Source organism: uncultured Pseudomonas sp. (genome assembly GCF_943846705.1).
Classification (GTDB): domain Bacteria; phylum Pseudomonadota; class Gammaproteobacteria; order Pseudomonadales; family Pseudomonadaceae; genus Aquipseudomonas.
This window is the reverse complement of the sequence record NZ_OX044366.1, coordinates 413,633-437,385: the sequence shown is the minus strand read 5'-3', so window position 1 is coordinate 437,385 and position 23,753 is coordinate 413,633. Positions and strand designations below refer to the sequence as shown.

At 61.1% G+C, this 23,753-nt stretch carries 22 protein-coding genes; 8 read left to right on the top strand and 14 right to left on the bottom strand.

The features are described from left to right. The first annotated feature begins 46 nt into the window (after window positions 1-46). A complete protein-coding gene (locus tag Q0V31_RS02110; RefSeq protein ID WP_298183975.1) occupies window positions 47-220 on the top strand; it encodes a heavy-metal-associated domain-containing protein in 174 nt (57 codons plus the stop codon). Here Q0V31_RS02110 and Q0V31_RS02105 read toward each other — a convergent pair. Further along, window positions 199-861 carry a TetR family transcriptional regulator gene (locus Q0V31_RS02105; protein WP_298183973.1) on the bottom strand — a complete coding sequence of 221 codons (663 nt, stop codon included), beginning with the start codon at window positions 859-861 and terminating at the stop codon, window positions 199-201. The two genes, Q0V31_RS02110 and Q0V31_RS02105, sit on opposite strands and share 22 nt — an antisense overlap. A 137-nt stretch (window positions 862-998) precedes the next feature. Between Q0V31_RS02105 and Q0V31_RS02100 the strand changes: the two genes are divergently transcribed. From Q0V31_RS02100 to Q0V31_RS02090, 3 genes are all read left to right on the top strand, one after another. Beyond that, on the top strand, window positions 999-2,138 hold the full coding sequence (locus Q0V31_RS02100; RefSeq protein WP_298183971.1) for an efflux RND transporter periplasmic adaptor subunit: 1,140 nt from the start codon (window positions 999-1,001) through the stop codon (window positions 2,136-2,138). Window positions 2,139-2,151: 13 nt separating this feature from the next. Continuing rightward, window positions 2,152-5,280, top strand: coding sequence for an efflux RND transporter permease subunit (locus Q0V31_RS02095; protein WP_298183969.1), 3,129 nt, complete (start codon window positions 2,152-2,154; stop codon window positions 5,278-5,280). 130 nt (window positions 5,281-5,410) lie between these two features. Further along, window positions 5,411-6,628, top strand: coding sequence for a multidrug effflux MFS transporter (locus tag Q0V31_RS02090; RefSeq protein ID WP_298183967.1), 1,218 nt, complete (start codon window positions 5,411-5,413; stop codon window positions 6,626-6,628). A gap of 51 nt (window positions 6,629-6,679) precedes the next feature. Here the strand turns inward: Q0V31_RS02090 and Q0V31_RS02085 are convergent, their stop codons facing one another. The 3 genes from Q0V31_RS02085 to Q0V31_RS02075 form a co-directional block, all read right to left on the bottom strand. After that, the gene (locus tag Q0V31_RS02085) at window positions 6,680-8,521 is read right to left on the bottom strand and encodes a PAS domain S-box protein (RefSeq protein WP_298183965.1); all 1,842 of its coding nucleotides are present in this window, start codon (window positions 8,519-8,521) and stop codon (window positions 6,680-6,682) included. A 154-nt stretch (window positions 8,522-8,675) separates the two neighbouring features. After that, window positions 8,676-9,692, bottom strand: a complete 1,017-nt coding sequence (locus Q0V31_RS02080) for a zinc-binding alcohol dehydrogenase family protein (RefSeq protein WP_298183963.1) — start codon at window positions 9,690-9,692, stop codon at window positions 8,676-8,678. A 12-nt stretch (window positions 9,693-9,704) separates the two neighbouring features. Continuing rightward, window positions 9,705-9,998 (bottom strand): putative quinol monooxygenase, encoded by a 294-nt coding sequence (locus Q0V31_RS02075; RefSeq protein ID WP_298183959.1) that lies wholly within the window; start codon window positions 9,996-9,998, stop codon window positions 9,705-9,707. A gap of 105 nt (window positions 9,999-10,103) precedes the next feature. Between Q0V31_RS02075 and Q0V31_RS02070 the strand changes: the two genes are divergently transcribed. The 3 genes from Q0V31_RS02070 to Q0V31_RS02060 all read left to right on the top strand — a co-directional run bounded on the left by Q0V31_RS02070 (window position 10,104) and on the right by Q0V31_RS02060 (window position 12,095). Continuing rightward, window positions 10,104-11,021 carry a LysR family transcriptional regulator gene (locus tag Q0V31_RS02070; protein ID WP_298183957.1) on the top strand — a complete coding sequence of 306 codons (918 nt, stop codon included), beginning with the start codon at window positions 10,104-10,106 and terminating at the stop codon, window positions 11,019-11,021. An 82-nt stretch (window positions 11,022-11,103) separates the two neighbouring features. Further along, the gene (locus tag Q0V31_RS02065; RefSeq protein WP_298183955.1) at window positions 11,104-11,487 is read left to right on the top strand and encodes a DUF2946 domain-containing protein; all 384 of its coding nucleotides are present in this window, start codon (window positions 11,104-11,106) and stop codon (window positions 11,485-11,487) included. 140 nt (window positions 11,488-11,627) lie between these two features. Then, entirely contained in the window at window positions 11,628-12,095 is a 468-nt protein-coding gene (locus Q0V31_RS02060; protein WP_298183953.1) for a copper chaperone PCu(A)C, read from the top strand. Between the two features lie 238 nt (window positions 12,096-12,333). Here Q0V31_RS02060 and Q0V31_RS02055 read toward each other — a convergent pair whose 3' ends face one another. The 9 genes from Q0V31_RS02055 to Q0V31_RS02015 form a co-directional block, all read right to left on the bottom strand. Then, the gene (locus tag Q0V31_RS02055; protein WP_298183950.1) at window positions 12,334-13,281 is read right to left on the bottom strand and encodes an adenosine deaminase; all 948 of its coding nucleotides are present in this window, start codon (window positions 13,279-13,281) and stop codon (window positions 12,334-12,336) included. A 182-nt stretch (window positions 13,282-13,463) separates the two neighbouring features. Next, window positions 13,464-14,429: a 2-oxoglutarate and iron-dependent oxygenase domain-containing protein gene (locus Q0V31_RS02050; RefSeq protein WP_298183936.1), complete on the bottom strand. Its 966-nt coding sequence runs from the start codon at window positions 14,427-14,429 to the stop codon at window positions 13,464-13,466. A 218-nt stretch (window positions 14,430-14,647) separates the two neighbouring features. Continuing rightward, window positions 14,648-15,730, bottom strand: coding sequence for a BMP family ABC transporter substrate-binding protein (locus Q0V31_RS02045; protein ID WP_298183934.1), 1,083 nt, complete (start codon window positions 15,728-15,730; stop codon window positions 14,648-14,650). Window positions 15,731-15,932: 202 nt separating this feature from the next. Further along, complete coding sequence (locus tag Q0V31_RS02040; protein ID WP_298183932.1) at window positions 15,933-16,859, bottom strand: ABC transporter permease; 927 nt, start codon at window positions 16,857-16,859, stop codon at window positions 15,933-15,935. A 61-nt stretch (window positions 16,860-16,920) separates the two neighbouring features. Further along, entirely contained in the window at window positions 16,921-18,024 is a 1,104-nt protein-coding gene (locus tag Q0V31_RS02035) for an ABC transporter permease (RefSeq protein ID WP_298183930.1), read from the bottom strand. A gap of 11 nt (window positions 18,025-18,035) precedes the next feature. Beyond that, window positions 18,036-19,610 (bottom strand): ABC transporter ATP-binding protein, encoded by a 1,575-nt coding sequence (locus tag Q0V31_RS02030; protein WP_298183928.1) that lies wholly within the window; start codon window positions 19,608-19,610, stop codon window positions 18,036-18,038. 301 nt (window positions 19,611-19,911) lie between these two features. Next, complete coding sequence (locus Q0V31_RS02025) at window positions 19,912-20,496, bottom strand: YigZ family protein (RefSeq protein WP_298183922.1); 585 nt, start codon at window positions 20,494-20,496, stop codon at window positions 19,912-19,914. Then, window positions 20,496-21,170, bottom strand: coding sequence for a TetR/AcrR family transcriptional regulator (locus Q0V31_RS02020; RefSeq protein WP_298183920.1), 675 nt, complete (start codon window positions 21,168-21,170; stop codon window positions 20,496-20,498). Before Q0V31_RS02020 ends, Q0V31_RS02025 begins: the two co-directional genes overlap by 1 nt. A gap of 118 nt (window positions 21,171-21,288) precedes the next feature. After that, entirely contained in the window at window positions 21,289-22,143 is an 855-nt protein-coding gene (locus Q0V31_RS02015) for a LysR family transcriptional regulator (protein ID WP_298183917.1), read from the bottom strand. Window positions 22,144-22,240: 97 nt separating this feature from the next. Here Q0V31_RS02015 and Q0V31_RS02010 point away from each other — a divergent pair, with 97 nt between their 5' ends. Continuing rightward, window positions 22,241-22,705, top strand: a complete 465-nt coding sequence (locus Q0V31_RS02010; RefSeq protein ID WP_298183915.1) for a multidrug/biocide efflux PACE transporter — start codon at window positions 22,241-22,243, stop codon at window positions 22,703-22,705. Between the two features lies 1 nt (window position 22,706). Here Q0V31_RS02010 and Q0V31_RS02005 read toward each other — a convergent pair whose 3' ends face one another. Next, window positions 22,707-23,624, bottom strand: coding sequence for a LysR family transcriptional regulator (locus Q0V31_RS02005; RefSeq protein WP_298183913.1), 918 nt, complete (start codon window positions 23,622-23,624; stop codon window positions 22,707-22,709). Between the last annotated feature and the right edge of the window lie 129 nt (window positions 23,625-23,753).

Below are 23,753 nucleotides of genomic sequence, written 5' to 3'. Positions count from 1 at the left end.
ATTAATGATGCAAGCAACCAGCGTTCATACATTTCGGGTCGAAGGCATGACTTGTGATCATTGCGTCAAAGCGGTGACCGAGGCCGTGCTGGCGCGCGATGCGGCGGCCGATGTCCGGGTAAAGCTGCAAGGCGGCGAGGTAAAGGTAGGTAGCCGCTTATCCAGTGATGAGCTGATTATCGCGATTGCCGAGGCCGGCTATAGCGCAGGCTTGGCCTGATCGGCACTGGGTGCTTCCTGGGCTGACCAGTCGCGGATCAGCCCACGAAAGCCGGCGTCGACCATCTTGGGGGTGTCTTGCAGAAGGTCGAACAGCGTGGGGTCGCGCAGCCAGTCATGGATCAGGCCGATAAGTAATCCGTGCACAGCCCGCGCGGCCAGGCGTGGGCTGATTTCCGCGTGCAGGCGCACGCTGACCGATGGCGCGCTGAACGACTGTTCACAGAGCTCGATAAACTGATTGATAAAGGCTTCATGGCGTTCTTCAGCGTCATGCAGCTCTTCGGTGAACTCGCAGCGGCGCAGCAAAATCGTGAAAATTCTGCGCTTCTGCTCGTCGTGCGCCAGGTTGGTGATCGCCTCAATACACAGGTCGCGCAGGGTTAGCAGCGGATCGTGCTCCGGGCAGCCACGCATGCGCTCGGCTAACTGCTCGGGCGGCAGGCGCACCTGGTTAAGCATGGCGTTGAACAAGTGAGCTTTGTTGGCAAAGTGCCAATACACCGCGCCGCGCGTGACGCCGGCCTGTCGGGCGATATGTTCCAGACTGGTATGCGCCACGCCTTTTTCCAGAAACAGCGATTCGGCGGCTTCGAGGAGCGCAATCCGGGTTTTCTCGGCATCTTCTTTGGTCCGGCGCATGGCAGCAGGCATATTTCTGGCTAGGCTGAGCACAAAGTGTAATGAAGTTAAGGGTAATGTTCTATTTACAAACACTTGTGTATGTAACTAGCATTGCCGGCTTTATATGCTGCACCCGCGTCCTTTCGGAGACACCCATGCTTTTTTCCCGTCATCTGCCGGCGCTTGCCGGTTCCTTGTTACTGGCTGTTCTGGCTGCTCCGTTGTATGCCGCCGACGCACCACGTGCGCCCGAAGTGGTGGTAGAAACCGTAAAGGTCGAAGCACTGCCATTGGAGTTTGAATATTCCGCGCGTACGGCCGGTTTTCGCGAAGTGCAGGTGCGCGCCCAAGTGAGCGGGATTCTGCAGGAGCGTACCTACCTAGAAGGTAGCCAGGTCAAACAGGGGCAGGTGATGTTTCGCATCGACCCGCGCATCTATCAGGCGGCGCTGAGTCGGGCTAAAGGCGCGCTGGCGCAGGAGCAGGCGCGCTACCGGCAAACCGCGCGTGACCTCAAGCGTATCCGTGAGCTGCAGAAGAAGGGCTTTGCCAGCGAGAGCGAGCTGGATAACGCGGTCTCCAACTTCGAGCAGAGCAAGGCGAATATCCAGGCTGCCGAGGCCGAGGTGCAGACCAAGCAGATCGACCTCGACTACACCACGGTGAAGGCCCCTATTTCAGGTATTACCAGCAAGGAAACCGTCTCCGAAGGCAGCCTGATGGTGGCCGGTGATCCGAATGCCAGCCTGCTGAGCAATATCACCCAGTTGGATCCGATTTACGTCAACTTTGCCGCCCCCGACTCCGATGTGGCGAGTGTTCGCAGTGGGCTGCAGAACGGCAGTCTGATACTGCCGGAAGACGGCAAAATGAGCGTGCAGATTACTCTCGGTGACGGCAGCGTGTATCCGCTGGAAGGCAAGGTGGATTTCACCGACAGCCTGGTGGATCGCGGTACCGGCTCGGTCAGCGCGCGCGCGGTGGTGCCTAACCCCGAGCAAAAGCTGATGCCCGGCCAGTTCGTCCGTGTTCAGGTCAAGGGCCTCAGCCTGCCGAATGCCATGACCCTGCCTGAGCGAGCAATTGCCCAGGGCCCGGCTGGCACCTTTGTGTATGTGGTGGATGAGGGTGGCGTGGCGCGCATGCGTCAGGTCACCACCGGACACACGGCCAAGGGCCGCTGGGTCATCGTGTCCGGGATCAGCGCCGGTGAGCAGGTCATAGTCGAAGGGTTGCCCAAAGTACGTCCGGACACCCCGGTAAAAGTTGTTGCCCCAGCTGTCAGCCAATCCTAAGGAGCGTTCCCAGGTGATTTCACGCTTCTTTATCGACCGTCCGGTATTTGCCACGGTTATCTCGGTCGTCATCGTGCTGGCGGGGCTGATGGCCATGCGCTCGTTGCCGATCTCCCAGTATCCGCAAATTCTGCCGCCGCAAGTGTCGGTCAGCGCCAACTATGCCGGCGCCAGCGCCCAGGTGATCGCCGAGACAGTGGCTGCGCCGCTGGAGCAGTCGATCAACGGCGTCGAGGGGATGATCTACCAGCAGTCCAACTCCGGCGGCAACTCGATGAGGCTGTCGGTGTATTTCAAGGTTGGCACTGATCCGGATCAGGCCACCATCGACGTCAACAACCGGGTGCAGGCCGCGCTAGCCAAACTGCCGGAAGAAGTACGCCGGCAGGGCGTCAAGGTACAGAAGAAGTCTTCCGATATCCTGCAGGTCGTCACCCTGTACTCGCCGGACGGCTCGCGCGACCCGGTGTTCATCAGCAACTACGCGCTGATTAACGTGATCGATGAACTCAAGCGCCTGCCCGGTGTGGGCGATGTCAGCCAGTTCGGCTCGAAAGACTACTCCATGCGCATCTGGTTACGCCCAGACAAGCTGGCGCAGTTCAACCTGACCCCCAGCGATGTGGTCAATTCGATCCGTGAGCAAAATTCGCAGTTCGCCGCCGGTAGCTTCGGCCAGCAGCCGTTGAAACAGGAGCAGGACTTCACCTACACCGTGACCACTCAGGGCCGCTTCACTGACCCTAAAGAGTTTGAGAACGTCATCCTGCGTACCGATGACACCGGCGCCAGCCTGTTGCTTAAGGATGTCGCACGGATCGAGCTCGGGGCGCAGGATTACTCGCTGATGACCTCGCTCAACGGTCAGCAGAACGCCGCCTTTGGTGTGTATCTGCAGCCGGGCGCGAATGCCCTTGAGACTGCCGATGCGGTCAGTAATGCGTTGCAGCGGTTGTCGAAGAGTTTCCCCAGTGGCATGACCTACAAGGTGCCGTACGACACCACCAAGTTCGTGCGGGTGTCGATCGATGAGGTGATCTACACCTTCTTCGAGGCGTTGGTGCTGGTGGTGTTGGTGGTGTTTATCTTCTTGCAGAACTGGCGCGCCACGCTGATCCCGGTGTTGGCGATTCCGGTCTCGTTGGTCGGCACCTTTATCGGCATGTACATGCTCGGTTTCTCGATCAACCTGCTGACTCTGTTCGGCATGGTGCTGGCCATCGGTATTGTGGTGGACGACGCCATTGTGGTGATCGAGAACGTTGAGCGGGTGATGGCCACTGACAAGGTTGGCCCGCGCGAGGCGACCATCAAGGCCATGGAAGAGGTAACCGGGCCAATCATCGCCATCGTCCTGGTGCTCTGCGCGGTATTCGTACCGGTGGGCTTCCTCGGCGGCCTCGCGGGTGAGATGTATAAACAGTTCGCCATCACCATTGCCGTGTCGGTGGTGATCTCCGGCATCGTCGCGCTAACCCTTAGCCCGGCCCTCTGCGCCCTACTGCTCAAACCGGGGCAGCACGAGCCGGCCGCCCCGTTCCGTGCCTTCAACCGGGTGTTTGACAAGCTGACCAACGGTTATACCGCCGGCGTGCGTTTCTTCCTCAAGCGCTCGGCAGTCGGTCTGCTGCTGTTTGGCGCGATGATTGCGCTGATGGTGGTGCTGTTTAACCGGGTGCCCAGCTCCCTGGTTCCCAGCGAAGACCAAGGGTATGTGATCAACGCCTACTTCCTGCCGCCGGCCGCCTCGCTCACCCGCACCGAGAAGCTGACGGGTGACGTGACTGAGCAGTTGATGGCGCACCCAGCCGTGGAGAACGTCGTGACATTTGCCGGTTTCGATATTCTGACGTCCGGTGTGCGCAGCAATGCCGGGGTGTCCTTTGTGCCCTTGAAGGACTGGAGTGAGCGCACCACGCCTGAATTGGATGCGCGCAACCTGACGCGTGAGTTCATGGGCATGGCCTCGACCCAGAAAGACGGCGTGATGATGAGTTTCAACCCGCCGCCGATCACCGGCATGAGCACCACCGGCGGTTTTGAAGGCTATATCCAGGATCGCAGCGGTGGTAGCACGGCTGAGTTGGCGAACAAGGTGCAGGCCTTCCTCGCCGCAGCAGCCAAGCGTCCGGAACTGGCTGGGGTGCAGAGCAGCTTCAATGCCAATGTGCCGCAGTACTACATCGATCTGGACCGGATTAAGGCCCGCGCGCTGGGGGTGTCGGTGAATGATGTATTCACCGCCATGCAGGCCACGTTCGGCAGCTACTACGTCAACGATTTCAGCCTGTATGGCCGCACCTTCCAGGTCAGCTTGCAGGCCGAAGCGGAGTTCCGCAGCAAGCCTGAGGACTTGTCCCAGGTGTATGTGCGCGCGGCGAGTGGCGAGCTGGTGTCGTTGGCCAGCCTGGTCAAGGTCAAGCGTATTCTTGGCCCGGATACCTACGCACGCTTCAACGTTTATCCGGCGGCAAAAATTCTCGGCGGGCCAGCCCCTGGCTACAGCTCAGGTCAGGCGCTGAGCGTCATCCAGGAGGTGGCGGAGGAAGTGCTGGGCAGTGATTACAGCATTGGCTGGACCGGTTCGGCCTTCCAGGAAGTGGCGTCACAAGGTTCGGGCAGCAGTGCTTTTGTCTTCGGCTTGATCATGGTGTTCCTGATTCTCGCCGCCCAGTACGAGCGCTGGACGCTGCCGCTGGCGGTGATCACGGCGGTGCCGTTCGCGGTATTCGGGGCGATCCTCGCGGTCTGGCTGCGCGGTATCGAGAACGACCTGTACTTTCAGGTCGGCCTGATCACGTTGATTGGCCTGGCGGCGAAGAACGCCATCCTGATCGTCGAGTTCGCCGTACTCAATCGGCACAATGGCATGGGCATTTTTGAGTCGGCGCTGGAGGCTTCACGCCTGCGCTTCCGTCCGATCATCATGACTTCGCTGGCCTTTATCCTTGGCGTTGTACCCTTGGCGATTAGCTCGGGCGCCGGCTCGGCCAGCCGTCATTCGATCGGTACCGGGGTGATTGGCGGCATGCTGGCGGCAACCTTCCTGGCGATCTTCCTGATCCCGATGTTCTACCTGCTGGTGGAGTCGCTGGCGGAGAAAATCGGCAAAGGCCGGAACAAGGCCGACACGCCGCTTTGACCCCAGGGCCCTGCGCTGGGGCCTGCAGGCCGTAGCCCGGATGCAATCCGGGAGCGGCCTGTGAGGTCGTGAGTTGCCCGGGTTATCCGGGTTGCGACGGCCCCATCTGCCCTCACTTACCTGGATATTCATGCCATTACGTCTGTTGTTGATTCTCGGCGCGCTTAGCGCATTCGGGCCGCTGGCCATTGATTTCTACCTGCCGAGTTTCCCGACCCTGGCGCGCGTGTTTGCCACTGACGTGGAGCATGTGCAGCTGTCGTTGGCTGTCTACTTTATTGGTCTGGCCATCGGGCAGCTGATTTACGGCCCGCTTGCGGACCGTTTTGGCCGACGCAAACCGCTGTTGGCCGGGGTCGCGTTGTTCAGTGTGGCTTCGCTGGCCTGTGCGCTGGCACCGAGTTTGGAATGGCTGATCGCCGCGCGTTTTGTGCAGGCCTTGGGCGGCTGTGCGGGCATGGTGGTGTCGCGGGCGGTGGTGCGGGATTTGTGCGATCCGATCAACTCGGCCAAGGTGTTTTCCCAGTTGATGCTGGTGATGGGTTTGGCGCCGATTCTCGCGCCGCTGGCCGGTGGCTTGCTGCTCAGTGCGCTGGGCTGGCCGTCGATTTTTATCAGCTTGACGCTGTTCAGCTTTATCTGCCTGCTGGCCGTGGCTAAATGGTTGCCGGAAACCTTGGCCAAGGATGTTCCGCCAGCGCCACTGCGCGGCGCGGTAGGCGAGTACAAACGACTGTTCGGCAACTTGCCATTCCTCGGCTATGCATTAACCGGCGGCTTTGCCGTGGCCGGGATGTTTGCCTACATCGCCGGCTCGCCGTTTTTGTTTATTCAGTTGTATGGCATACCCGCCGAGCACTACGGCTTGCTGTTCGGCAGCAATGCCCTGGGTTTTATCCTGGTGGCGCAGGTGAATGCCTGGCTGGTGGCGCGGCACGGCCCGGCGTATTGGTTGGCGAAAACGGTGTGGTTCTACCTGGCCAGCGGCCTGGTTTTACTGTTGGTTGCGCTGGCCAAGCCACAAGCGTTGTGGCCGTTGCTGATTCCACTGTTCGGCTGCATTGCCTGCTTGGGCATTCTGCTGCCCAATGCCTCGGCTTGTGCCATGGCGGGGCAGGGCCGGCATGCCGGTAGTGCCTCGGCATTGCTGGGTAGCCTACAGTTTGTCATCGCCGCCAGTGCCGCCGCCATGGTTGGCGTGCTGCATGACGGCAGTGCCTGGCCGGTTGCGGTGGTGATGTTTGGCTGCGGGGTCTTAGCCGTAGGTTCTTCCCTCTTTACCCGCTGGGCCGAGCGCGGCGCGCTGCAGGCAGTGGCTAAGGCAGAGCAATCTCGGCGCTCACTGTGAGCGCTCACAGAGCTTTAGCCATTCGTCATGGCTGACGCGGCGTTGCTCCGGTTAGCTCACAGTGGCGGCGCTGAGCTGCACCGCCAGTCCCGCTAAGCGGGTGAACTCGGTCACCAGGGCGATATCGGCAGCGCTCGGGCGACTTGGCTGTGAGTAGTAGATGCCGAAAGTGCCCAGCACCTGGCCGTTGTCATCCTTGAATGGCAGTGACCAGCAAGCGTGCAGTCCTGTTGCCAGGGCGACGGCTTGGTAGTCGCGCCAATAAGGGTGTTGGCTGAGGTCTTCGGCGATCACCAGTTCACCACTGGCGGCGGCATGCCCGCATGAGCCAACTTCCAGCGCGGCGGCAATCCCGTCGATGGCCTGGCAATACGCTGCCGGTAGGCTGGGTGCTGCGCCCACATGCAGGCGCTGGTGCTCGTTGAGCAGCATGATCGATACGCGCATCTGCGGTTGCAGGCTTTCCAGGCGGCGGGTGATGCCGAGGAGAATGCTGCGCAGCGGGTGTAGCCCCAGCAATTCATCGAGTACCGCATTACGCGCCTGTTGCAACTGTTGGGATTGATGGCGCTCGTGCACATCACGCAGGCTGCCGCGCAGGCCTTGCTCCAGCGTGCTGAAGTTGAAGTGCAATTCAACCTGGCGGACCTGACCGTTGCGGGTTAGCAGTGGGCACTCCACGCGCAGCTTATCCAGTTTGCCGCTGAGCAACTCTTGCAGCCTTTGCTTGAGTGGGGCCTGGCCTAACTCGGGCATAAACTGTTGCAGCGGGCAGCCCAGGCTTTTGTGAATGGGGTAGCCGCTGATTTGCTCCCAGGCCGGGTTGAGAAAGCTGAGTTGACCGACTGCATTGGTGATGAAAATCGCATCATCCAAGTGTTCGACCAGAGAGCGGTAGCGGTTCTCGCTGGCCTGCAGCTCGCTGTCGATCTTCTTATGTTCGGTGAGGTCGATATCGACGCAGTACAGCTCCAGTTGATCGAGGCTGTTGCGCAGGATTAAGTGGCTGGAGTAGACCCACACCAGGCTGCCGTCTTTGCGTTGTAGCTGCACCTCCGCGGGTGGGATCTGCGGGCCGCCGAGTTGCCACAGGTTGATCGCGTTTGCCACCTGACTGCGCGCCTGCGGCGGTACGATCAGTTCTTCCAGGCGCCGCCCCATCACCTCATGCACGGCATAGCCATAGAGCAGGGTGCTGGCCTGGTTCCAGTAGATCACCCGGCGTTCGCGGTCATAGCCCTGCACGGCAATCCGTGGGGTTTGCTCGAACAGTTGGCGAAAGCGCTGTTCACTCTCGCGCAGAGCGCTTTCGTCGCGTTTCTGCGGGCTTATATCCTGCACGGTACCCAGGATTCTGCCGTGCTCGTCGACCTCCCCGCGCAGCATCAACCAGGTGACTGGTTGATGCTGGGGTTTTAGCAGGCGGGCACTGATTGCCAATGGCGCGTGCTCTTCGATAAGGGCATTCAGCGCGCGGTGCACACTTGAACGCTCGGCAGGGTGCAGCCAGCCAAGAAGTTGCTCAAGGTTGCACTGTTGCTCGCCGTGCTTCAGGCCGAACAGGCTCAGCGCTTCCTCACTCAACAGAAACCCGCCGCTGTACTCCCAGCTGCCGAGTGATGCATTGCGTTGCGTCTGTTGCAGCAGGCTGCTGTTGAGTGTGAGCTCTTCGAGCAGTTGGCGTTGTGCCTGACGGTCACGGTAACTGACAAATAAGATCAGCCCCGTGCTGAGCACTACAAACAGCAGGCCTTTAACAATGTGCAGGTTGCCCATTAGCTCGTTGCTGCTGACAAGGGTAAGCAGCAGATAATCGCTGCCGACAATCCACAATGAGCTGAACAATAAGTACAGGCCGGCGAGGCGCAGTGGGCCTTTCAGATCGGGTCGCATCCCTTACCGCCAATGGTTGGCCAGTCGTAATACTGAGTAGGCTGTTGCCCGCCAAACCAGTCGGGCGACAGTTTTAGCGTAGTCGACCCTCAGGGATGTGCAGGCGCCGATGGCCGGCTACCCGGCGCTTGCTGACCGCGAGCCGGGCTTGCTTCTAGAAGCCTTCGAGGACGATCTTGCCCTTGGCAGTGCCGCTCTCCAGCAGGCTGTGGGCGCGGCGCAGGTTGGCGGCATTGATGCGGCCAAAGTGCTCGCCAAGGGTGGTTTTCAGGGGGCCGGCATCGACCAGTTCGGCAACTCGCTCCAGCAGCCGGTGCTGCTCGATCATGTCCGCCGTCTCAAACAGTGAGCGGGTAAACATCAGCTCCCAGTGCAACGACAGGCTTTTGCGCTTGAGCTGCATGATGTCCAGCGCCTGCTCGGGATCGTCGATCAGCGCCAGGCGGCCTTGCGGGGCCAAGGCTTCCACCAGTTGGGCGAAGTGTTGGTCGGTCTGGGTCAGGCTGGCGACGTGGGTCACCTGATTCACACCGATACGCTTGAGTTCTTCGCTCAGTGGCTGACGGTGGTCGATGACATGGTGGGCACCCAGTTCGCGCACCCAGGCCTGGGTTTCCGGGCGTGAGGCGGTGCCGATCACGGTCAGCCCGGTGAGCTGACGCGCCAGTTGCACCAGCATCGAACCCACGCCGCCGGCCGCACCGACAACCAACAGACTCTGGCCTTGGTCGGCGCTGTCCTGGCTGATCTGCAGGCGCTCGAACAGCAGTTCCCAAGCGGTGATTGCGGTCAGTGGCATGGCTGCTGCTTCGGCAAACGCCAGCGTCTTGGGCATGTGCCCGACAATGCGCTCATCCACCACATGCAGTTCACTGTTGGCCCCGGCACGGTTGATCGCGCCGGCGTAGTACACGCGGTCGCCCGGCTGGAACAGACTGACTTCGCTGCCCACGGCCTGGACGATACCGCTGGCGTCCCAGCCGAGTACCTTGGCGGCGCCGTCTTCGGGGGCAACGTTACGGCGGATTTTGCTGTCCACCGGGTTCACCGAAATAGCCTTTACCTCGACCAGCAGGTCGCGCGGGCCAGGTGTGGGTGCCGCAAGTTGCACGTCTTGCAGGGCATCGCTGTGGTCGATTGGCAGGGACTGGTAATAGGCGACGGCTTTCATCTGAGAGGCTCCTTAAATAATACGCTGCATGAGTTGATGATCGACCGGTTCCAACAAGCTGCCGCAGGTGTCGACGAAGTGCTTAAAGTGCGCGGTTTGCTGGTGTGCACTGAGGGCGGCGGCATCGCGCCATTGCTCAACCATGATGAAGCGGTTGGGCTGGTCCTGATGGCGGTGCAGGTTGTATTGCAGGCAGCCGGCTTCAGCCTGGCTGGGCGGCACCAGCTGGCGCAGGCTGGACTCAACCACGTCCGCGTGGCCGGGCAGGGCGGTAATGGTGGCAATGAGTGTGAGTGGGCTCGACATGCGTTGGCTCCGGTTGTAGAGGTGGCCATGCTCGCTTATTTGATTGACGAGAAAAACAGCCTGCTACTAGAGTCTCTTTCAATATTATTTTGATAATTAATCGCCATGCTGCGTTTTGATGACCTGCAATTGTTTGTCTGTACGGCGGATCTTGGCAGCCTGTCAGCGGCGGCTCGTCGGCTGGATATTTCACCGGCGGTGGCCAGTGCTGCACTCAAGCGCTTGGAGCAACAGCTGCAGGCGCGCCTGTTCAACCGCTCTACCCGCAGCCTACGGCTGACGCCCGAAGGCGAGTTGTTTCTCGGCAACGCGCGTTTGGCCCTGCAGAGCCTAGACGAGGGGCGTCAACAGTTGGCCGGCAGCAAGGTGGGGATCAGCGGCCCTTTGCAGTTGTCGGCACCTTCGGATTTCGGCCGCAACACCCTGCTGCCCTGGCTGGATGAATTTCAGCAGGCTCATCCGCAGGTGCAGTTGCGCCTGCTGCTTGGCGACCGGGTGGCGGATCTGTTTCGCGAGCCGGTGGACATTGCCCTGCGCTACGGTGCTCCCGAGGACTCCAGCCTGGTCGCCTTACCGGTGGCCGCATCCAACCGCCGGGTAGTGTGCGCCGCACCGCAGTACCTGCAGCGCCGGGGCGCGCCTGAGACTGTAGCGGCCTTGGCCGAGCACAATTGCCTGCTGTATATGCTTGGTGGGCGGGCACATGATCGCTGGCGTTTCAGCGACGGCAGGCGTGAGCAGAGCATCAGCGTGAAGGGTGATCGGGTCAGTGACGACGCCGATGTGGTGCGGCGCTGGGCGGTGAGTGGGGCTGGAGTGGTGTACAAATCCTGGCTGGATGTGGCCGGCGATGTGCAGGCCGGGCGGCTCAGGGTGTTACTGCCTGAGCTGCTGGGCGAGCGGACACCGCTCAACTTGATCTGTGCGCACCGGGCGCAGCTGAGCAAGCCGGTGTTGCTGTTGCGCGAGTTTGTACAAACGCGATGCGCTGAGTTGTTGGCGCATGCGCCATGGCCGCATTAAGATTGCCGCCAGCACGCTGCGGCAATCAACCACAGTCGAGCCGCGCGAATACCGCGCAGAAGCAATGCTAGAGTCGCGCCCCATGAAATTGCCCCATACTGACCGTCGCTTGCTGGCCTGGATGCTGTATTTCAGCGTGCTGTTCAGTGCGTTCGCCTGCAGTATCGGTCACGGGCAGATGGCCGGCTTGCAGCTCAGCGGCCTGAGCAGTCAGTACTGTTCCTTCGAGGGTAACTTCGGCGCCGGCGCGGATCTGGACGGCACCGGAGTGGTCGCGCCCAACCCGGCTACGGCAAGCGGTTGCAGCCTTACCAGCCTATTCAGCGCCATCATCCTGGCGGCCTTCTTCGGTTTACTCGGGCTGCTGGCGGCCAGCCGTGCGCCGCTGTCCGTCTACGCCTTTATTCCCCGTCCCGTCCGTTACCTCTGGCCTTCGGCCAACCCCCGCGCCTCTCCGTTGCGCTAACGCATAACCCGCGGGCTTAGGCCCAGCGTTACCACAGTCGCGATGTGCTTCTTGGCACGCGCGGGGCTGGCCTGCGCACACTGATTGACCCACTCTGCTGTGAATACCATGGACTGTCGGTCCATTAATGGAGGAACACCATGTTGTTGAAAAAGACCCTGCTGCTGGCTGCCTTATTGGCCCCGAGCCTGTTTGCCAGCGCCCATGAGTACAGCGCCGGTGAATTGCATATCGAGCACCCTTGGTCGCGGGAAATGCCGCCGGTCGCGCCTACAGCTGCGGCCTATTTTGTGGTGCATAACAAGGGTGGCGAGGCTGACCGGTTGCTCAGCGTGGCGACGCCTGTGGCCGGCAGGGCCGAGATGCACGAACACCTGCATGCCAATGGCCTGATGAAAATGCAGCAGGTACAGAGCGTGGCCATTCCCGCCGGTGGCGAGGTGAAATTCGCGCCGATGGGCTATCACGTGATGCTGTTCAACCTGAAGCAGCAGGCCAAGGACGGCGAGCGTTTCCCGCTGACCCTGACCTTCGAGAAGGCCGGTACGATTGAAGTGGAAGTCGCGGTACAGAAAGATGCGCCGGTGCAAGAAGCGGCGCACCACTGACAGTCTTAACTGTTGATCTGTATCCGGCTTACTACCAACTGCAGAACCTGTTTACGATTTAGCGAGCTAGAGCCAAGCAAGGCAAAAACAGCCGAGGAAGCGGAGTTTACTGGTTGTAAATGAGCATTACTTGTTTCACTCGTCCTTCGGGTCGCGCTAAAGCGCGTTAGCCGCGAACGGCTTCCGAGGCTGTTTTTAACGCCGGATGGCCGACGCGCAGCAGATCGTAAATAGGTTCTCAGACCAGTCGCGCGTCCAGGCTGTTCTGCGCCAGGCGCTTGGCCTGATCCTGAGTCATGCCCAGACTTTCGTGCAGCGCGGCGAAGTTCTCGGTGACGTAACCGCCGAAGTAGGCCGGGTCGTCCGAGTTCACCGTGACCTTCACCCCGCGTTCGAGCATTTGCAGGATGTTGTGCTGGCGCATGTCGTCAAACACGCAGAGCTTGGTATTGGACAGCGGGCACACGGTCAGTGGGATCTGCTCGTCGATGATGCGCTGCATCAGGCGCTCGTCTTCAATGGCGCGCACGCCGTGGTCGATGCGCTCGATTTTCAGCAGGTCCAGGGCTTCCCAGATGTACTCCGGCGGGCCTTCTTCGCCGGCGTGGGCCACGGTCAGATAACCCTCGCTGCGGGCTTTGTCGAATACGCGCTGAAACTTGCTCGGCGGATGGCCCATTTCGGAGCTGTCGAGGCCCACGGCGATAAACGCATCGCGGAACGGCACAGCCTGCTCCAGGGTTTTGAACGCTTGTTCCTCAGGCAGGTGGCGCAGAAAGCTCAAGATCAAGCCGTGGCTGATGCCCAGCTGTTTCTCGCCATCGACCAGCGCCTGCTTGATCCCGCGCAGCACCACTTCGAAAGGGATGCCCCGGTCGGTGTGGGTCTGCGGGTCGAAGAACGGCTCGGTGTGGATGACGTTTTGCTGCTTGCACTTGAGCAGGTAGGCCCAGGTCAGGTCATAGAAGTCCTGCTCGCTGCGCAGCACGTTGGCACCGGCGTAGTAGAGGTCGAGAAACTCCTGCAGGTTGTTGAAGGCATACGCACCGCGCAGCGCCTCGACGTCGCTCCAGGGCAGGGCAATCTTGTTGCGCTCGGCCAAGGCAAACAGCAACTCGGGTTCCAGGGAACCTTCCAAGTGCAGATGCAGTTCGGCTTTGGGCAGGGCGTTGAGCCAGTCGTACATGGTCAGATCTCGTTTTCAGGCGTGGTTAGCGCAAAGTTTAACCGTAAGGACAGGATTGCGCCGAATCGAACAGGCTATGTAGACGTTGGACTCTATGCAGGCTGGGCATCGCTTTTTATATCCACCAAGCGGTCTTTATGGTGCCGTAGGCGGTGGATGAAAAAGCGTCATCCACCCTAGGTTTAACTGGCCTGCTCTTCGCGCCGATAGGCATAGGTGTCGGCAAAGCGCGACAGCAGGTACTCGGCGCTGGTCACGCTCGGGTATCTCGGCGGGTTGCTGGCGTCCGAGCAGTTGGGCAGGCAGCTGATTACGGTGTCCGGGTGCGGCTCGGCGAAGAACGGCATGGAATAGCGATCCACCCCCAATGGGCTGACCACCCGGTGTGGGGTCGAGGTGTAACGGTCGTTGCTCCAGCGTGCGAGCATGTCGCCGATATTCACCACAAAGCTGCCGGCAATCGGCGGCGCGTCGATCCACTGGCCGTCGCGGGCGCGTACCTGCAGGCCGCCAGCATCGTCCTGATAGAGCAGGGTGATGCAGCCGTAGTCGGTGTGCTCGCCTGCGCCTTGCTGTTCGGCACTGCTGGCGGTGTGGCGCGGCGGGTAATGGATCATGCGCAGCACGCTGATCGGTTCACGAAAGCGTGTGTCGAAGAAGTCGCGTTCGATATCCAAAGCGAGAGTCATGGCACGCAACAGGGTGTTGGCCAGCGCCTGCATATCGCTGTAGTGCTGCTCCATCAGTGCCGCCCAGCCGGGTAGGTCCGGGTGACGGTTAGACCCGCGCAACGGCTTACCGGCCAATACCTCCGGGTGCTCGGCGGGCATGTGGAAACCCATGTCGAAGGTTTCCTTCAGGTCGCTCGGCTGGCTGGGGTCCAACTGTTCGGTGGCAATCGCACCGTAGCCGCGATGATGGGCGGTCTGGGTAATGTCGATCTTGAGTTTTTCCGCCGCCGGCAAAGCGAAGAAGGTCTTGGCGGCCGTCAGCAATTCGGCAATGCGCACTGGGCTGATCGGGTGCCCGGTGATGTAAAAAAAGCCCCACTCGCGACAGGCGCGGTCGATCTGTTCAGCCACGGCGGGCCAGGCAGACGGGTCGCTGTTGTAGAGCGGGGCGATGTCGATAAGCGGTAAGCGGTGCATAAAGGCTCCGGGTGGGGCGGTGCTGCGAGTCTTCTCGTACTGAGAAGCCTGTCGGATTTTACTCAGTAGCTCAGTGTTAAGTCCGACAGGCTCCTGGGCAGCGAAAAAGGACGCCGCCGGGTTAAGGCATTGTCCTGCTGATGCGGTTCTGCGCATCAGCGCAGGGACGGCATCGGTCATTGTTTAGCGCGATCGCGGCTGAAGCCGCGATTCTCCGTTTACTTCGGCAGTTCAGCCTTTACGTTTTCCACGTAGTAGTTCATCGACGCCAGCTCGGCGTTGCTTGCCGCGACCCCCGCTGGGATTTTTTCTACGCCGCTCTGGTCCTTGATCGGGCCGGTGAACGGGTGAAAAGCACCGCTCTTGATGTCGCCGATGATCTGCTCGGCCTCAGCCTTGACGTCAGCCGGTACCAGGTCGCTGATCGGTAAACGGATGGTGTCTTCAGTCAGGCCGCCCCAGAAGTCCTGAGTTTTCCAGGTGCCATCGATCACCGCTTGGGTGGATTTGACGTAGTGCGGGCCCCAGTCGTTGACGATCGAGGTGAGCACCGCTTTCGGCCCGAAATGCGCCATGTCCGAGGCGTAACCCACCGAGTACACACCGCGCCGCTCGGCGGTCTGGATCGGTGCCGGGCTGTCGGTGTGCTGGAACACCACGTCCACACCCTGGTCTATCAGCGCGTTGGCCGCGTCGGATTCCTTGCCTGGATCGAACCAGGAGTTGACCCATACCACTTTGATCTCGCTGCCCGGGTTGTACTTGTCGAGCGCCAGCTGAATGGCATTGATGTCGCGGATCACTTCCGGGATCGGGAAGGAGGCGACGTAGCCGATTTTCTTAGTCTTGGTCATCTTCGCCGCGAGGAAGCCGCCGACGTAACGACCTTCATAGGAACGCGACAGGTAGGTGGCAACGTTCTTGTCCTGCTTGTAGCCGGTGGCGTGCTCGAAGGTGACCTTGGGGAATTGCTTGGCCACTTTCAGCGTTGGGTTCATGTAGCCGAAGGAGGTGGTGAAGATCAGGTCATAGCCGCCCTTGGCCATGTTGCGGATGACCCGCTCGGCGTCAGCACCTTCTGGTACGTTTTCCACGTAGCTGGTTTCGACTTTGTCGCCCAGCTCTTTGATGACCGCCTGGCGACCCTGTTCGTGTTGATAGGTCCAGCCGTGGTCGCCAATCGGACCGATATACACGAAACCGACTTTCAGCGGGTCGGCGGCGGACGCGCCTAAGGTGGCACTAAAGCCTAGAGCGGCAACAAGGGCGCGCAGCAGGGGTTTTTTGCTCTTCTTCTGCATGGTCAATAGAACTCCGGATAGGTGTTGGATATGGCCTGTTAACGGCTGTCAGTTGGATTGCAAAAAGCTGACCAACTGGACAATTAGCGCGTGACCCCGCGTAAAACGCAGAACCCCGCAGGAGCGGGGTTCTGTCAGGGTGCTGTGCTGGTGCGTAAGGCGTTTGATGTGCTGCTAGATGGTGCGAAAGCGCAACGTGTCGTCAGTGCCCGGGTTGCCAAGGCTTGCCCAGTGAAACGGGGGCGAACAGGCGGGTTTTGATAGCGTCACGCGAGAGCAATACCAGCACCAGAATGGTTGCGACATACGGCAGCATGGCCAGCAGGTTAGACGGGAATGACAGGCCGATCCCTTGGGCCACCAGATGGATAATGCTGGCCAGGCCGAACAGGTAGGCGCCGAGCAGTACGCGCAGTACCCGCCAGCTGGCGAACACCACCAGGGCCAGGGCGATCCAGCCACGCCCGGCGGTCATGTTTTCCGCCCACATCGGCGTGTAAGCCAGCGACAGATAGCCGCCCGCCAGCCCGGCCATCGCGCCGCCGAACAGCACGGCCAGGGTGCGCACGCGCAGCACGGGCAGGCCCATGGCGCTGGCGGCATCGGGGTTCTCGCCGACGGCCTGGATGATCAAGCCAATGCGGCTTTTCAGCAGCACCCAGGCCACCAGACCGAAGAGCGCGAAGGACAGGTACACCAGTACGTCCTGAGCAAACAGCATGCGCCCGATCAGCGGGATCTCACTCAGCAGCGGAATGGCGATGGGCTCGAAACCGGCCAGTGGTTTACCCACCCAGGCCGCGCCGACAAAGGTCGATAGGCCCACGCCAAAGATGGTCAACGCCAGACCGGTGGCGACCTGATTGGCATTAAAACCCAGGGCCACGGCGGCAAACAGCATCGACAGCAGCATGCCGGCACTCATGGCCAACAGCACGCCAAGCCACAGGTTGCCGGTGGACAGGGCGACGATAAAACCGATCACCGCGCCAAACAGCATCATGCCTTCCTGGCCGAGGTTGAGCACGCCGCTCTTCTCGCACACCAGTTCACCCAGGGCCACCAGCAACAGTGGCGTGCCGGTGCGCACCATGGCGTAGAAAATATTGCTTAACAGGTCGAGATCCATGGGAGTTCCTATGTGTATGCCTTTTGTAGGCGCGAGCAAGCTCGCGCCTACCGGTTCTTTGTCAGGCCAAGGCCTCGGTAGTGGCTTTGGTTTTGCGCTGCGCCCACTTCAATTTCAGCCGTGGCCGGTAAAGGATCAGCACGTCGCAGGCGAGCAGGAAGAACAGCATCATTCCCTGAAACAGTTGGGTGATGGCCTGGGGCAGGTTCAGGGTCATCTGCGCGTTTTCGCCGCCCAGATACAGCAGGGCCATAAGCAGGCTGGCGAACAGAATGCCGAGCGGGTTGAGGCGGCCGAGAAAGGCCACGGTAATCGCCGCATAGCCGTAGCCAGGCGACACCTGTGGCACCAGTTGGCCAATCGGCCCAGCCACTTCGCCAACGCCGGCCAAGCCGGCCAGGCCGCCGCTGACCAGTAGGGCAAACCACGCCAGGCCTTTTTCGCGAAAGCCAACAAAGCCAGCGGCGCGGCGGTCGAGGCCGAGGACTTTGATCTGAAAGCCGAGAAAGCTTTTTTGCAGCAACACCCACACAGCCACCAACGCCAGCAAGGCGAAGTACAGGCCGCCGTGCAGGCGACCCTCGTCACTGACCAAGGGCAGGCGGCTGGCGTCGCCGAACATCGCCGACTCGGGGAAGTTGAAGCCCGCCGGGTCCTTCAGCGGGCCGTGCACGAAGAACAACAGCAGGTTCAGCGCGATGTAGTTGAGCATGATACTGGTGAGGATTTCGTTGGCATTAAACTGCGTGCGCAACCACGCCGTCAGCCCGCCCCAGGCTGCGCCGGCAGCAGTGCCGGCGAGTAACACCCAGGCCAGTGCCCAGCGGCTGTCCCAGTCAATCAGCTGAATCGCCATGGCACTGCCGGCCAGTGCGCCGAGCAGCAACTGACCTTCTGCGCCGATGTTCCAGATACGCGCCTGATACGCCACCGCCAAACCTAGGGCGCAGAGCAAAATCGGCAGCGCTTTAACCAGCAGCTCAGACACGCCGTACCAGTCGGCCAGCGGCGCGATCAACAGGGTGTGCAGGGTTTCCAGTGGGTCATGGCCGAGCAGGGTGAACAGCAGCGCACCGCTGAGCAGCGTCAGTACGGCGGCGAGCAGGGGCGACAACCAAAGCATGGCGCGTGATTGCTGGCCGCGTGGTTCGAGTGATAGCAACATCGGTAACTCCGTCAGCTCAGGCCGGCAGCAGGCGCTGCGGCGGGGCTCGTGATAGGGGCAATCGGGGCGAACTCACCGGCCATCCAGCGGCCGACAACAACCGCTTCGGTCTGCGCGGTCGCGGCCAGTGGCGAGAGCTTGCCGCTGCACAGCGCACCGATGCGGTCGCTGATCTGGAACAGCTCATCGAGGTCTTCAGAGATCACCAGGATCGCCGCGCCGGCATCGCGCAAGGCGATCAGTGCGCGGTGAATGGCGGCGGCCGCGCCGACGTCCACGCCCCAGGTCGGGTGCGCGGCAATCAGCAGCTTCGGGTTCTGCAGAATTTCGCGACCGAGGATAAATTTCTGCAGGTTGCCGCCCGACAGACTGCGCGCAGGCGCATCGGCATCTGGGGTTTTTACCGCGAAACGCTTGATGATTTCGTCCGCCAGCGCGCGCACCTTGCCGCGTTGAATCAGCCCTTTGCTCAGCAGGCCTTGTTGGAAGGCGGTGAGCAGGGCGTTATCGGCCAGGCTCATGTCTGGCACTGCGCCGTGGCCCAAGCGTTCGGCGGGGACAAAGGCCAGGCCCAACTTGCGCCGTGCATCCGGGTACAGATGCGCGATTGGCATGCTGTCCAGGCTGATGCGTTCGTGCTCACTGCGCGGCAGCCGGGTTTCGCCGCTGAGCAGGGCGAGTAGTTCGTCCTGGCCATTGCCAGCCACCCCGGCGATGCCGACGATCTCGCCGCTTCTAACCTCTAAGCGCAGGTGGCTCAGGGTGCAACCGAAGGGGTCGGCATTGCGCCAGCTGAGATCGTCCACGCGTAAGCGCGGCAGGCCACCCTCGGCCTTCGGGTAACTGCTTTCCAGGCCTTCGGCATCGCCGACCATCAGCCGTGCCAGCTCCAGATCAGAACACTCGGCGGGTATGCAGTGGCCGGATACTTTACCGGCGCGCAGCACCGTGGCGCTCTGGCACAGGGCGCGCACTTCACCGAGCTTGTGGCTGATAAACAGAATGCTGCAGCCCTCGTCGGCCAAGCGCCGCAGGGTGACGAACAGCTCGTCGGCCTCCTGCGGGGTGAGCACCGAAGTGGGTTCATCAAGGATCAGCAATTTGATGTCCTGCATCAGGCAGCGGACGATTTCTACCCGCTGGCGCTCACCGATGGACAGGCTGTGCACCAAACGGCTCGGCTCCAAGGCCATGCCATAGCGCTGCGACACCTCACGGATTTTCGGCTCCAGCTGCTTCGGCGTGCCGGCGATCGCGCCCATGGCCAGGGCGATGTTCTCCGCGACGGTCAGGGTTTCAAACAATGAGAAGTGCTGGAACACCATACCCACGCCCAGGCTACGGGCCATGGCCGGGTCACGCATCGTCAACGCTTCGCCCTGCCAGCGGATGTCACCGCTGTCGGGTTGGGTGACGCCATAGATGATCTTCATCAGGGTGCTTTTGCCGGCACCGTTTTCGCCCAACAGCGCATGGATCTCGCCAGGCGCGATGCTCAGGTCTATACGGTCGTTGGCCAGGCAGCCGGGGTAGCGCTTGCTGATGCTGCTGAGCTGCAAGCGTGGAACAGAGGGGAAAAAAGGCATGGGCAGTGGCTCAGAAAGGACAACTGCCTTGGTTAAAGCAAAAAGCTGGCCAGTGAGTCAGAAAAGCCACTTTCTGGGGGCTCGGAACCCCGTGTTGCACGCTAATCCAGCTGAACGGCTCCAGCTTGGTGCGCGGGTGTTCGCGTTGCTGCGCTGAAATGCAGCATCGCGGCCAAGGCCGCTCCTACAAAAGCGTGCCGTTACTGGCCATCGCAGTCACGCTGCTACCTTGTAGGGGCAGGCTTGCCCGCGATAAGTCAGACCTTGCGGGGGCATACCAAAGAAGCGTGGCGCAGTGCTCTTACTGCGGCTGCAACGCAACCCGCCCACGGCTGATATCCGCCAGCAGCCGCTGCAGCTCGGCAAAGCGTTGCGGTGGTACGCCCAGTTGTAATTCGGCGCCCGTGGCGTCGTAGTCTTCGTGTTCTAACAGGCAGTCGAGATCGCTCAGGCGCGCCTTGAGCAGCGGCAGTTCAGCGAACAGACAGTGACAGCGGTAATGCTCGCGGGTCACCAGTTCATGGCGCGGCGCAGCTTGTAGGCATTTGTTGGCGCTGCCGCCATAGGCGCGGGCCAGGCCGCCGGTACCGAGCTGGATGCCGCCGTACCAGCGGATCACCAGTACCGCGACCTGATCGCAGTCCTGGGCTTCGATGGCCGCGAGGATTGGCCGCCCAGCCGTGCCGCCGGGTTCACCATCATCACTGAAACGGTACTGTTGGCCGACCTTCCAGGCCCAGCAGTTATGGCTGGCGCTGGCGTCGCTGTGCGCGCTGATAAAGGCCTGCGCCTCGGCCGCGCTGGCAACCGGCGCGGCGAGGGCGAGGAAGCGGCTTTTACGAATTTCCTCGCGGTAGTCGCAAGGGCCGAGCAGGGTAAAGGGCATTAGGAGGCTTTGGTCGGCGGCGTCAGGCCGCAACCCTTGAGGATGATGTTGATCAACTGCTCGGCTGCTTCTTCATAGTCGGCCTTCACCAAGCGTGAGCGACCGGTTACGCGGCAGATTTGCGAGGCAAAATCGGCATAGTGTTGGGTACTGCTCCAAATCAGAAAAATCAGGTGCATCGGATCGACTGGGTCCATCTTGCCGGCGTCGCTCCAGGCCGTGAAGACTGCGGCGCGGCCACGGAACCAGGATTGGTAGTCTTGGCCGAACATGTCTGAGAGGTGCTCGCCACCACCGATCACTTCCATGGCATAGATGCGCGAGGCTTTTGGATAGCGGCGGGAGAATTCCACTTTTGCGCGGATGTAGCGTGCAATCACTTCGGCCGGGTCGTCATCGACGCTCAAGGTGTTAAAGGAGCTGTCCCACAGTTCGAGGATATTGCTTAACACGGCCTGGTAAAGGCCCAGCTTGTTGCTGAAGTAATAATGCAGGTTGGCCTTCGGCAGCCCGACACTCTGCGCGATGGTATTCATGCTGGTGCCTTTGAAGCCGTGCTTGGCGAACTCTTCTTCGGCGGCCTGGATGATCGCGTCTTGGTTTTTCTGGCGAATCCGCCCAGCCGGTTTGTGAGCCGGGTCGTCAGCGTTGTGCACAGCTACTTCAACAGTCATGAACGGTTCCGCAGTGGTCAGGTTTTTAGACGACAGCACAGATACCGCAACGTCGCCGGGGTGACAAGCACTGCGTGAGAAAACTACCGGGCCGCACCTGTTGCACTGCGGCGCCGGGCTAATCAGTCATCCGCTTCAGCAGCCAGCCACCGGCCGGCCCCAGGTTGTGCACGCGTGACGTGACTGCGTCGATGATGATCTGCCGTGGCCAGCCTGGCACTGTGAGTTCGCGCAGCGCGGCTGAACCAAAGCGCGCCACCAGGCGGCGCGGCAGCGGTGCCCAGCCAAAGCCCAGTTCGGCCATTTCCATCAACATCAGGTAGCTCGGCGCCGACCAGAAATAGCCCGGTGTGCTGGCGCTGGTGCTGTTGAGCACCGTACCCAGGCGCAGTTCGCGGTGCTTGTGCAGCTGCTGCGGGTCGATGTGCGCGAGCTGAGCCAGCGGATGGCTATGGGTGACGTAAAGAGCCATGTCGGAATCTTCTGCCAGGGCGCAGGCGCTGATTTCGCTCGGGTAGGTCGGTTGCGCCTCGATAAAGCCCAGTTGCGCACGACCTTGCTGCAGCAGTGCGAGGAGATCGTCGTATTCGGCAATCAGGCATTCCAGTTGCAACTGCGGGTAGCGCTGCTGGAAGTCATCCAGCGCCTGTTCAAAGCGCTCGGACTGATAGGTGTCGGACAGCACAATAGTCAGCTTTGACTCCAGCCCCTGGCCCAGCTCCATTGCGGCCCGCGCCAGTTGCTGGTTGGCCGTCAACACCGCTTCGGCTTTGCCCAGCATCACTTGGCCATGCTCGGTGAGCGTGGGTTTGCGGCTGCTGCGGTCGAACAGTTGCAGGCCCAGATCGGCTTCCAGGTTGGCGATGGCGGCGCTGATGGTCGACTGGCTTTTGCCCAGACGCCGCGCCGCCGCAGAGAAAGAGCCGCAGGAGACGGCTTGAACAAACGCGTGCAGCGCGTCGGAGGTGGGCATTGTCTATCGCTTTTATCGATGGTTATTAACTTTGAAGTATCTGTGCGGACGTTGACTATGGCAACTCATCCGGTTTAACCACAGTTGAGCGTCAGCCATGCACAGCGGTAAATCATTGCGCGAACGCGTCTTGCAAGCACTGGGTTTTGAGTTGTTAGCCATTGCCCTCAGTACGCCATTGCTGGCGTGGGCGATGGACGCCCGCTGGCAAACCATGGGCGTGGTCACCGTGGCCACCTGCGTAATCGCCTTGATTTGGAACGTGCTGTACAACCGCACCTTCGATTGGCTGTTGCAGCGCATGGGCAGGGTTAAAACGGCGTCGGTGCGCCTGGTGCATGCGCTGTTGTTTGAAGGTGGCTTGGTGGTGTTTTGCGTGCCGTTTGCCGCCTGGTGGCTGAGTATCAGCCTGTGGCAAGCGTTGTTGATGGAGATCGGCCTGCTGCTGTTCTTTCTGCCTTACACCTACCTCTACCACTGGGCCTACGACAGCCTGCGCGCTCCGGTGCAACGCTGGTATGGGCGGCGCAAGGCGTTGCACACCATCGACAACGCGTGTTGAGTCACACCTCATCCAGGGCCTTGAGAAAACTTTCCAGCACCAGATGTGGGCGGCGGCCTTTGCGGGTGACTGAGGCCAGGCTGACATCGTAAAAGCGGCTGTCGGGCTTGAGCACGCGCAGGCGGCCCTGCTGCACCCAGGCTTGGGCGTAGTGGTCGGGCAGGTAGCCGATGTAGCGCCCGGTCAGAATCAGAAACGCCATGCCTTCGCGGTCCGAGGCGCTGGCCGTGCAGTTGAGCACCTGATAGTGGCTTTGCGCGTCCGGTGGCAGGCGAAACGTAGGGGCGATGGCTTCCTGGCTGTTCAAACGCTGGTCATCCAACTGCAGGTCGTCGACATAGAACAGCGGGTGGCCGACCGCGCAGTACAGCAGCGAGCGTTCGTCATACAGTGTTTGGTATTCCAGGCCCGACAACGCGCCCACTTGTGGCACCACGCCGATGTGCAGGCGGCCGTCGAGCACGCCTTGTTCCACCTCGCTGGGCGGGGTCATGCGGATATGAATGCGCACATCCGGCCCCTGGGTCTTCAACTGCGCCAGGGCATTGGTGATGCGCATATGCGGCACCGTCACCAGGTTATCCGTCAGGCCGATATTCAGCTCACCGCGCAGGTGCTGGTGCAGGCCGTTGACCTCGGTACGAAAGCTCTCCAGCGCGGCGAGCAATTGCTGGGTGCTCTGGTACACCTCGCGGCCTTCCTCGGTCAGGGCAAAGCCGGCGCGGCCACGTTGGCACAGGCGCAGCCCGAGGCGTTGCTCAAGGTCGCTCATCTGCTGGCTGATTGCTGAGCGGCCAATCCCCAGGGCGCTTTCCGCCGCAGAAAAACCGCCGCACTCCACCACGCTGCGAAACAGCTTGAGTAGGCGAATATCAAAATCACTGACTTGAGCCAGCGGGTCGGGGCGGCGTGCACTCATTGTTCTGGGCTCTTTGTTTAGTGGGCGTTTAACTAAAGATATGAAGAGTCGTATTTTCAGGACTCTAAGCCCGTGGCACCTTGGCTGGCAACAGATGAGTGATTCCCCACTACCTCCACCGATCAAGTC

Excerpts from the sequence above, each read along its gene's own strand:
- Q0V31_RS02090 (WP_298183967.1), top strand. The coding sequence starts at position 5,411 with ATGCCATTACGTCTGTTGTTGATTCTCGGCGCGCTTAGCGCATTCGGG.
- Q0V31_RS02050 (WP_298183936.1), bottom strand. The coding sequence starts at position 14,429 with ATGCACCGCTTACCGCTTATCGACATCGCCCCGCTCTACAACAGCGAC.
- Q0V31_RS02075 (WP_298183959.1), bottom strand. The coding sequence starts at position 9,998 with ATGTCGAGCCCACTCACACTCATTGCCACCATTACCGCCCTGCCCGGC.
- Q0V31_RS02105 (WP_298183973.1), bottom strand. The coding sequence starts at position 861 with ATGCGCCGGACCAAAGAAGATGCCGAGAAAACCCGGATTGCGCTCCTC.
- Q0V31_RS02025 (WP_298183922.1), bottom strand. The coding sequence starts at position 20,496 with ATGCCCTTTACCCTGCTCGGCCCTTGCGACTACCGCGAGGAAATTCGT.
- Q0V31_RS02010 (WP_298183915.1), top strand. The coding sequence starts at position 22,241 with ATGCACAGCGGTAAATCATTGCGCGAACGCGTCTTGCAAGCACTGGGT.
- Q0V31_RS02015 (WP_298183917.1), bottom strand. The coding sequence starts at position 22,143 with ATGCCCACCTCCGACGCGCTGCACGCGTTTGTTCAAGCCGTCTCCTGC.
- Q0V31_RS02035 (WP_298183930.1), bottom strand. The coding sequence starts at position 18,024 with ATGTTGCTATCACTCGAACCACGCGGCCAGCAATCACGCGCCATGCTT.
- Q0V31_RS02110 (WP_298183975.1), top strand. The coding sequence starts at position 47 with ATGACTTGTGATCATTGCGTCAAAGCGGTGACCGAGGCCGTGCTGGCG.
- Q0V31_RS02085 (WP_298183965.1), bottom strand. The coding sequence starts at position 8,521 with ATGCGACCCGATCTGAAAGGCCCACTGCGCCTCGCCGGCCTGTACTTA.
- Q0V31_RS02100 (WP_298183971.1), top strand. The coding sequence starts at position 999 with ATGCTTTTTTCCCGTCATCTGCCGGCGCTTGCCGGTTCCTTGTTACTG.
- Q0V31_RS02065 (WP_298183955.1), top strand. The coding sequence starts at position 11,104 with ATGAAATTGCCCCATACTGACCGTCGCTTGCTGGCCTGGATGCTGTAT.
- Q0V31_RS02060 (WP_298183953.1), top strand. The coding sequence starts at position 11,628 with ATGTTGTTGAAAAAGACCCTGCTGCTGGCTGCCTTATTGGCCCCGAGC.
- Q0V31_RS02080 (WP_298183963.1), bottom strand. The coding sequence starts at position 9,692 with ATGAAAGCCGTCGCCTATTACCAGTCCCTGCCAATCGACCACAGCGAT.
- Q0V31_RS02070 (WP_298183957.1), top strand. The coding sequence starts at position 10,104 with ATGCTGCGTTTTGATGACCTGCAATTGTTTGTCTGTACGGCGGATCTT.
- Q0V31_RS02055 (WP_298183950.1), bottom strand. The coding sequence starts at position 13,281 with ATGTACGACTGGCTCAACGCCCTGCCCAAAGCCGAACTGCATCTGCAC.
- Q0V31_RS02045 (WP_298183934.1), bottom strand. The coding sequence starts at position 15,730 with ATGCAGAAGAAGAGCAAAAAACCCCTGCTGCGCGCCCTTGTTGCCGCT.
- Q0V31_RS02020 (WP_298183920.1), bottom strand. The coding sequence starts at position 21,170 with ATGACTGTTGAAGTAGCTGTGCACAACGCTGACGACCCGGCTCACAAA.
- Q0V31_RS02030 (WP_298183928.1), bottom strand. The coding sequence starts at position 19,610 with ATGCCTTTTTTCCCCTCTGTTCCACGCTTGCAGCTCAGCAGCATCAGC.
- Q0V31_RS02040 (WP_298183932.1), bottom strand. The coding sequence starts at position 16,859 with ATGGATCTCGACCTGTTAAGCAATATTTTCTACGCCATGGTGCGCACC.
- Q0V31_RS02005 (WP_298183913.1), bottom strand. The coding sequence starts at position 23,624 with ATGAGTGCACGCCGCCCCGACCCGCTGGCTCAAGTCAGTGATTTTGAT.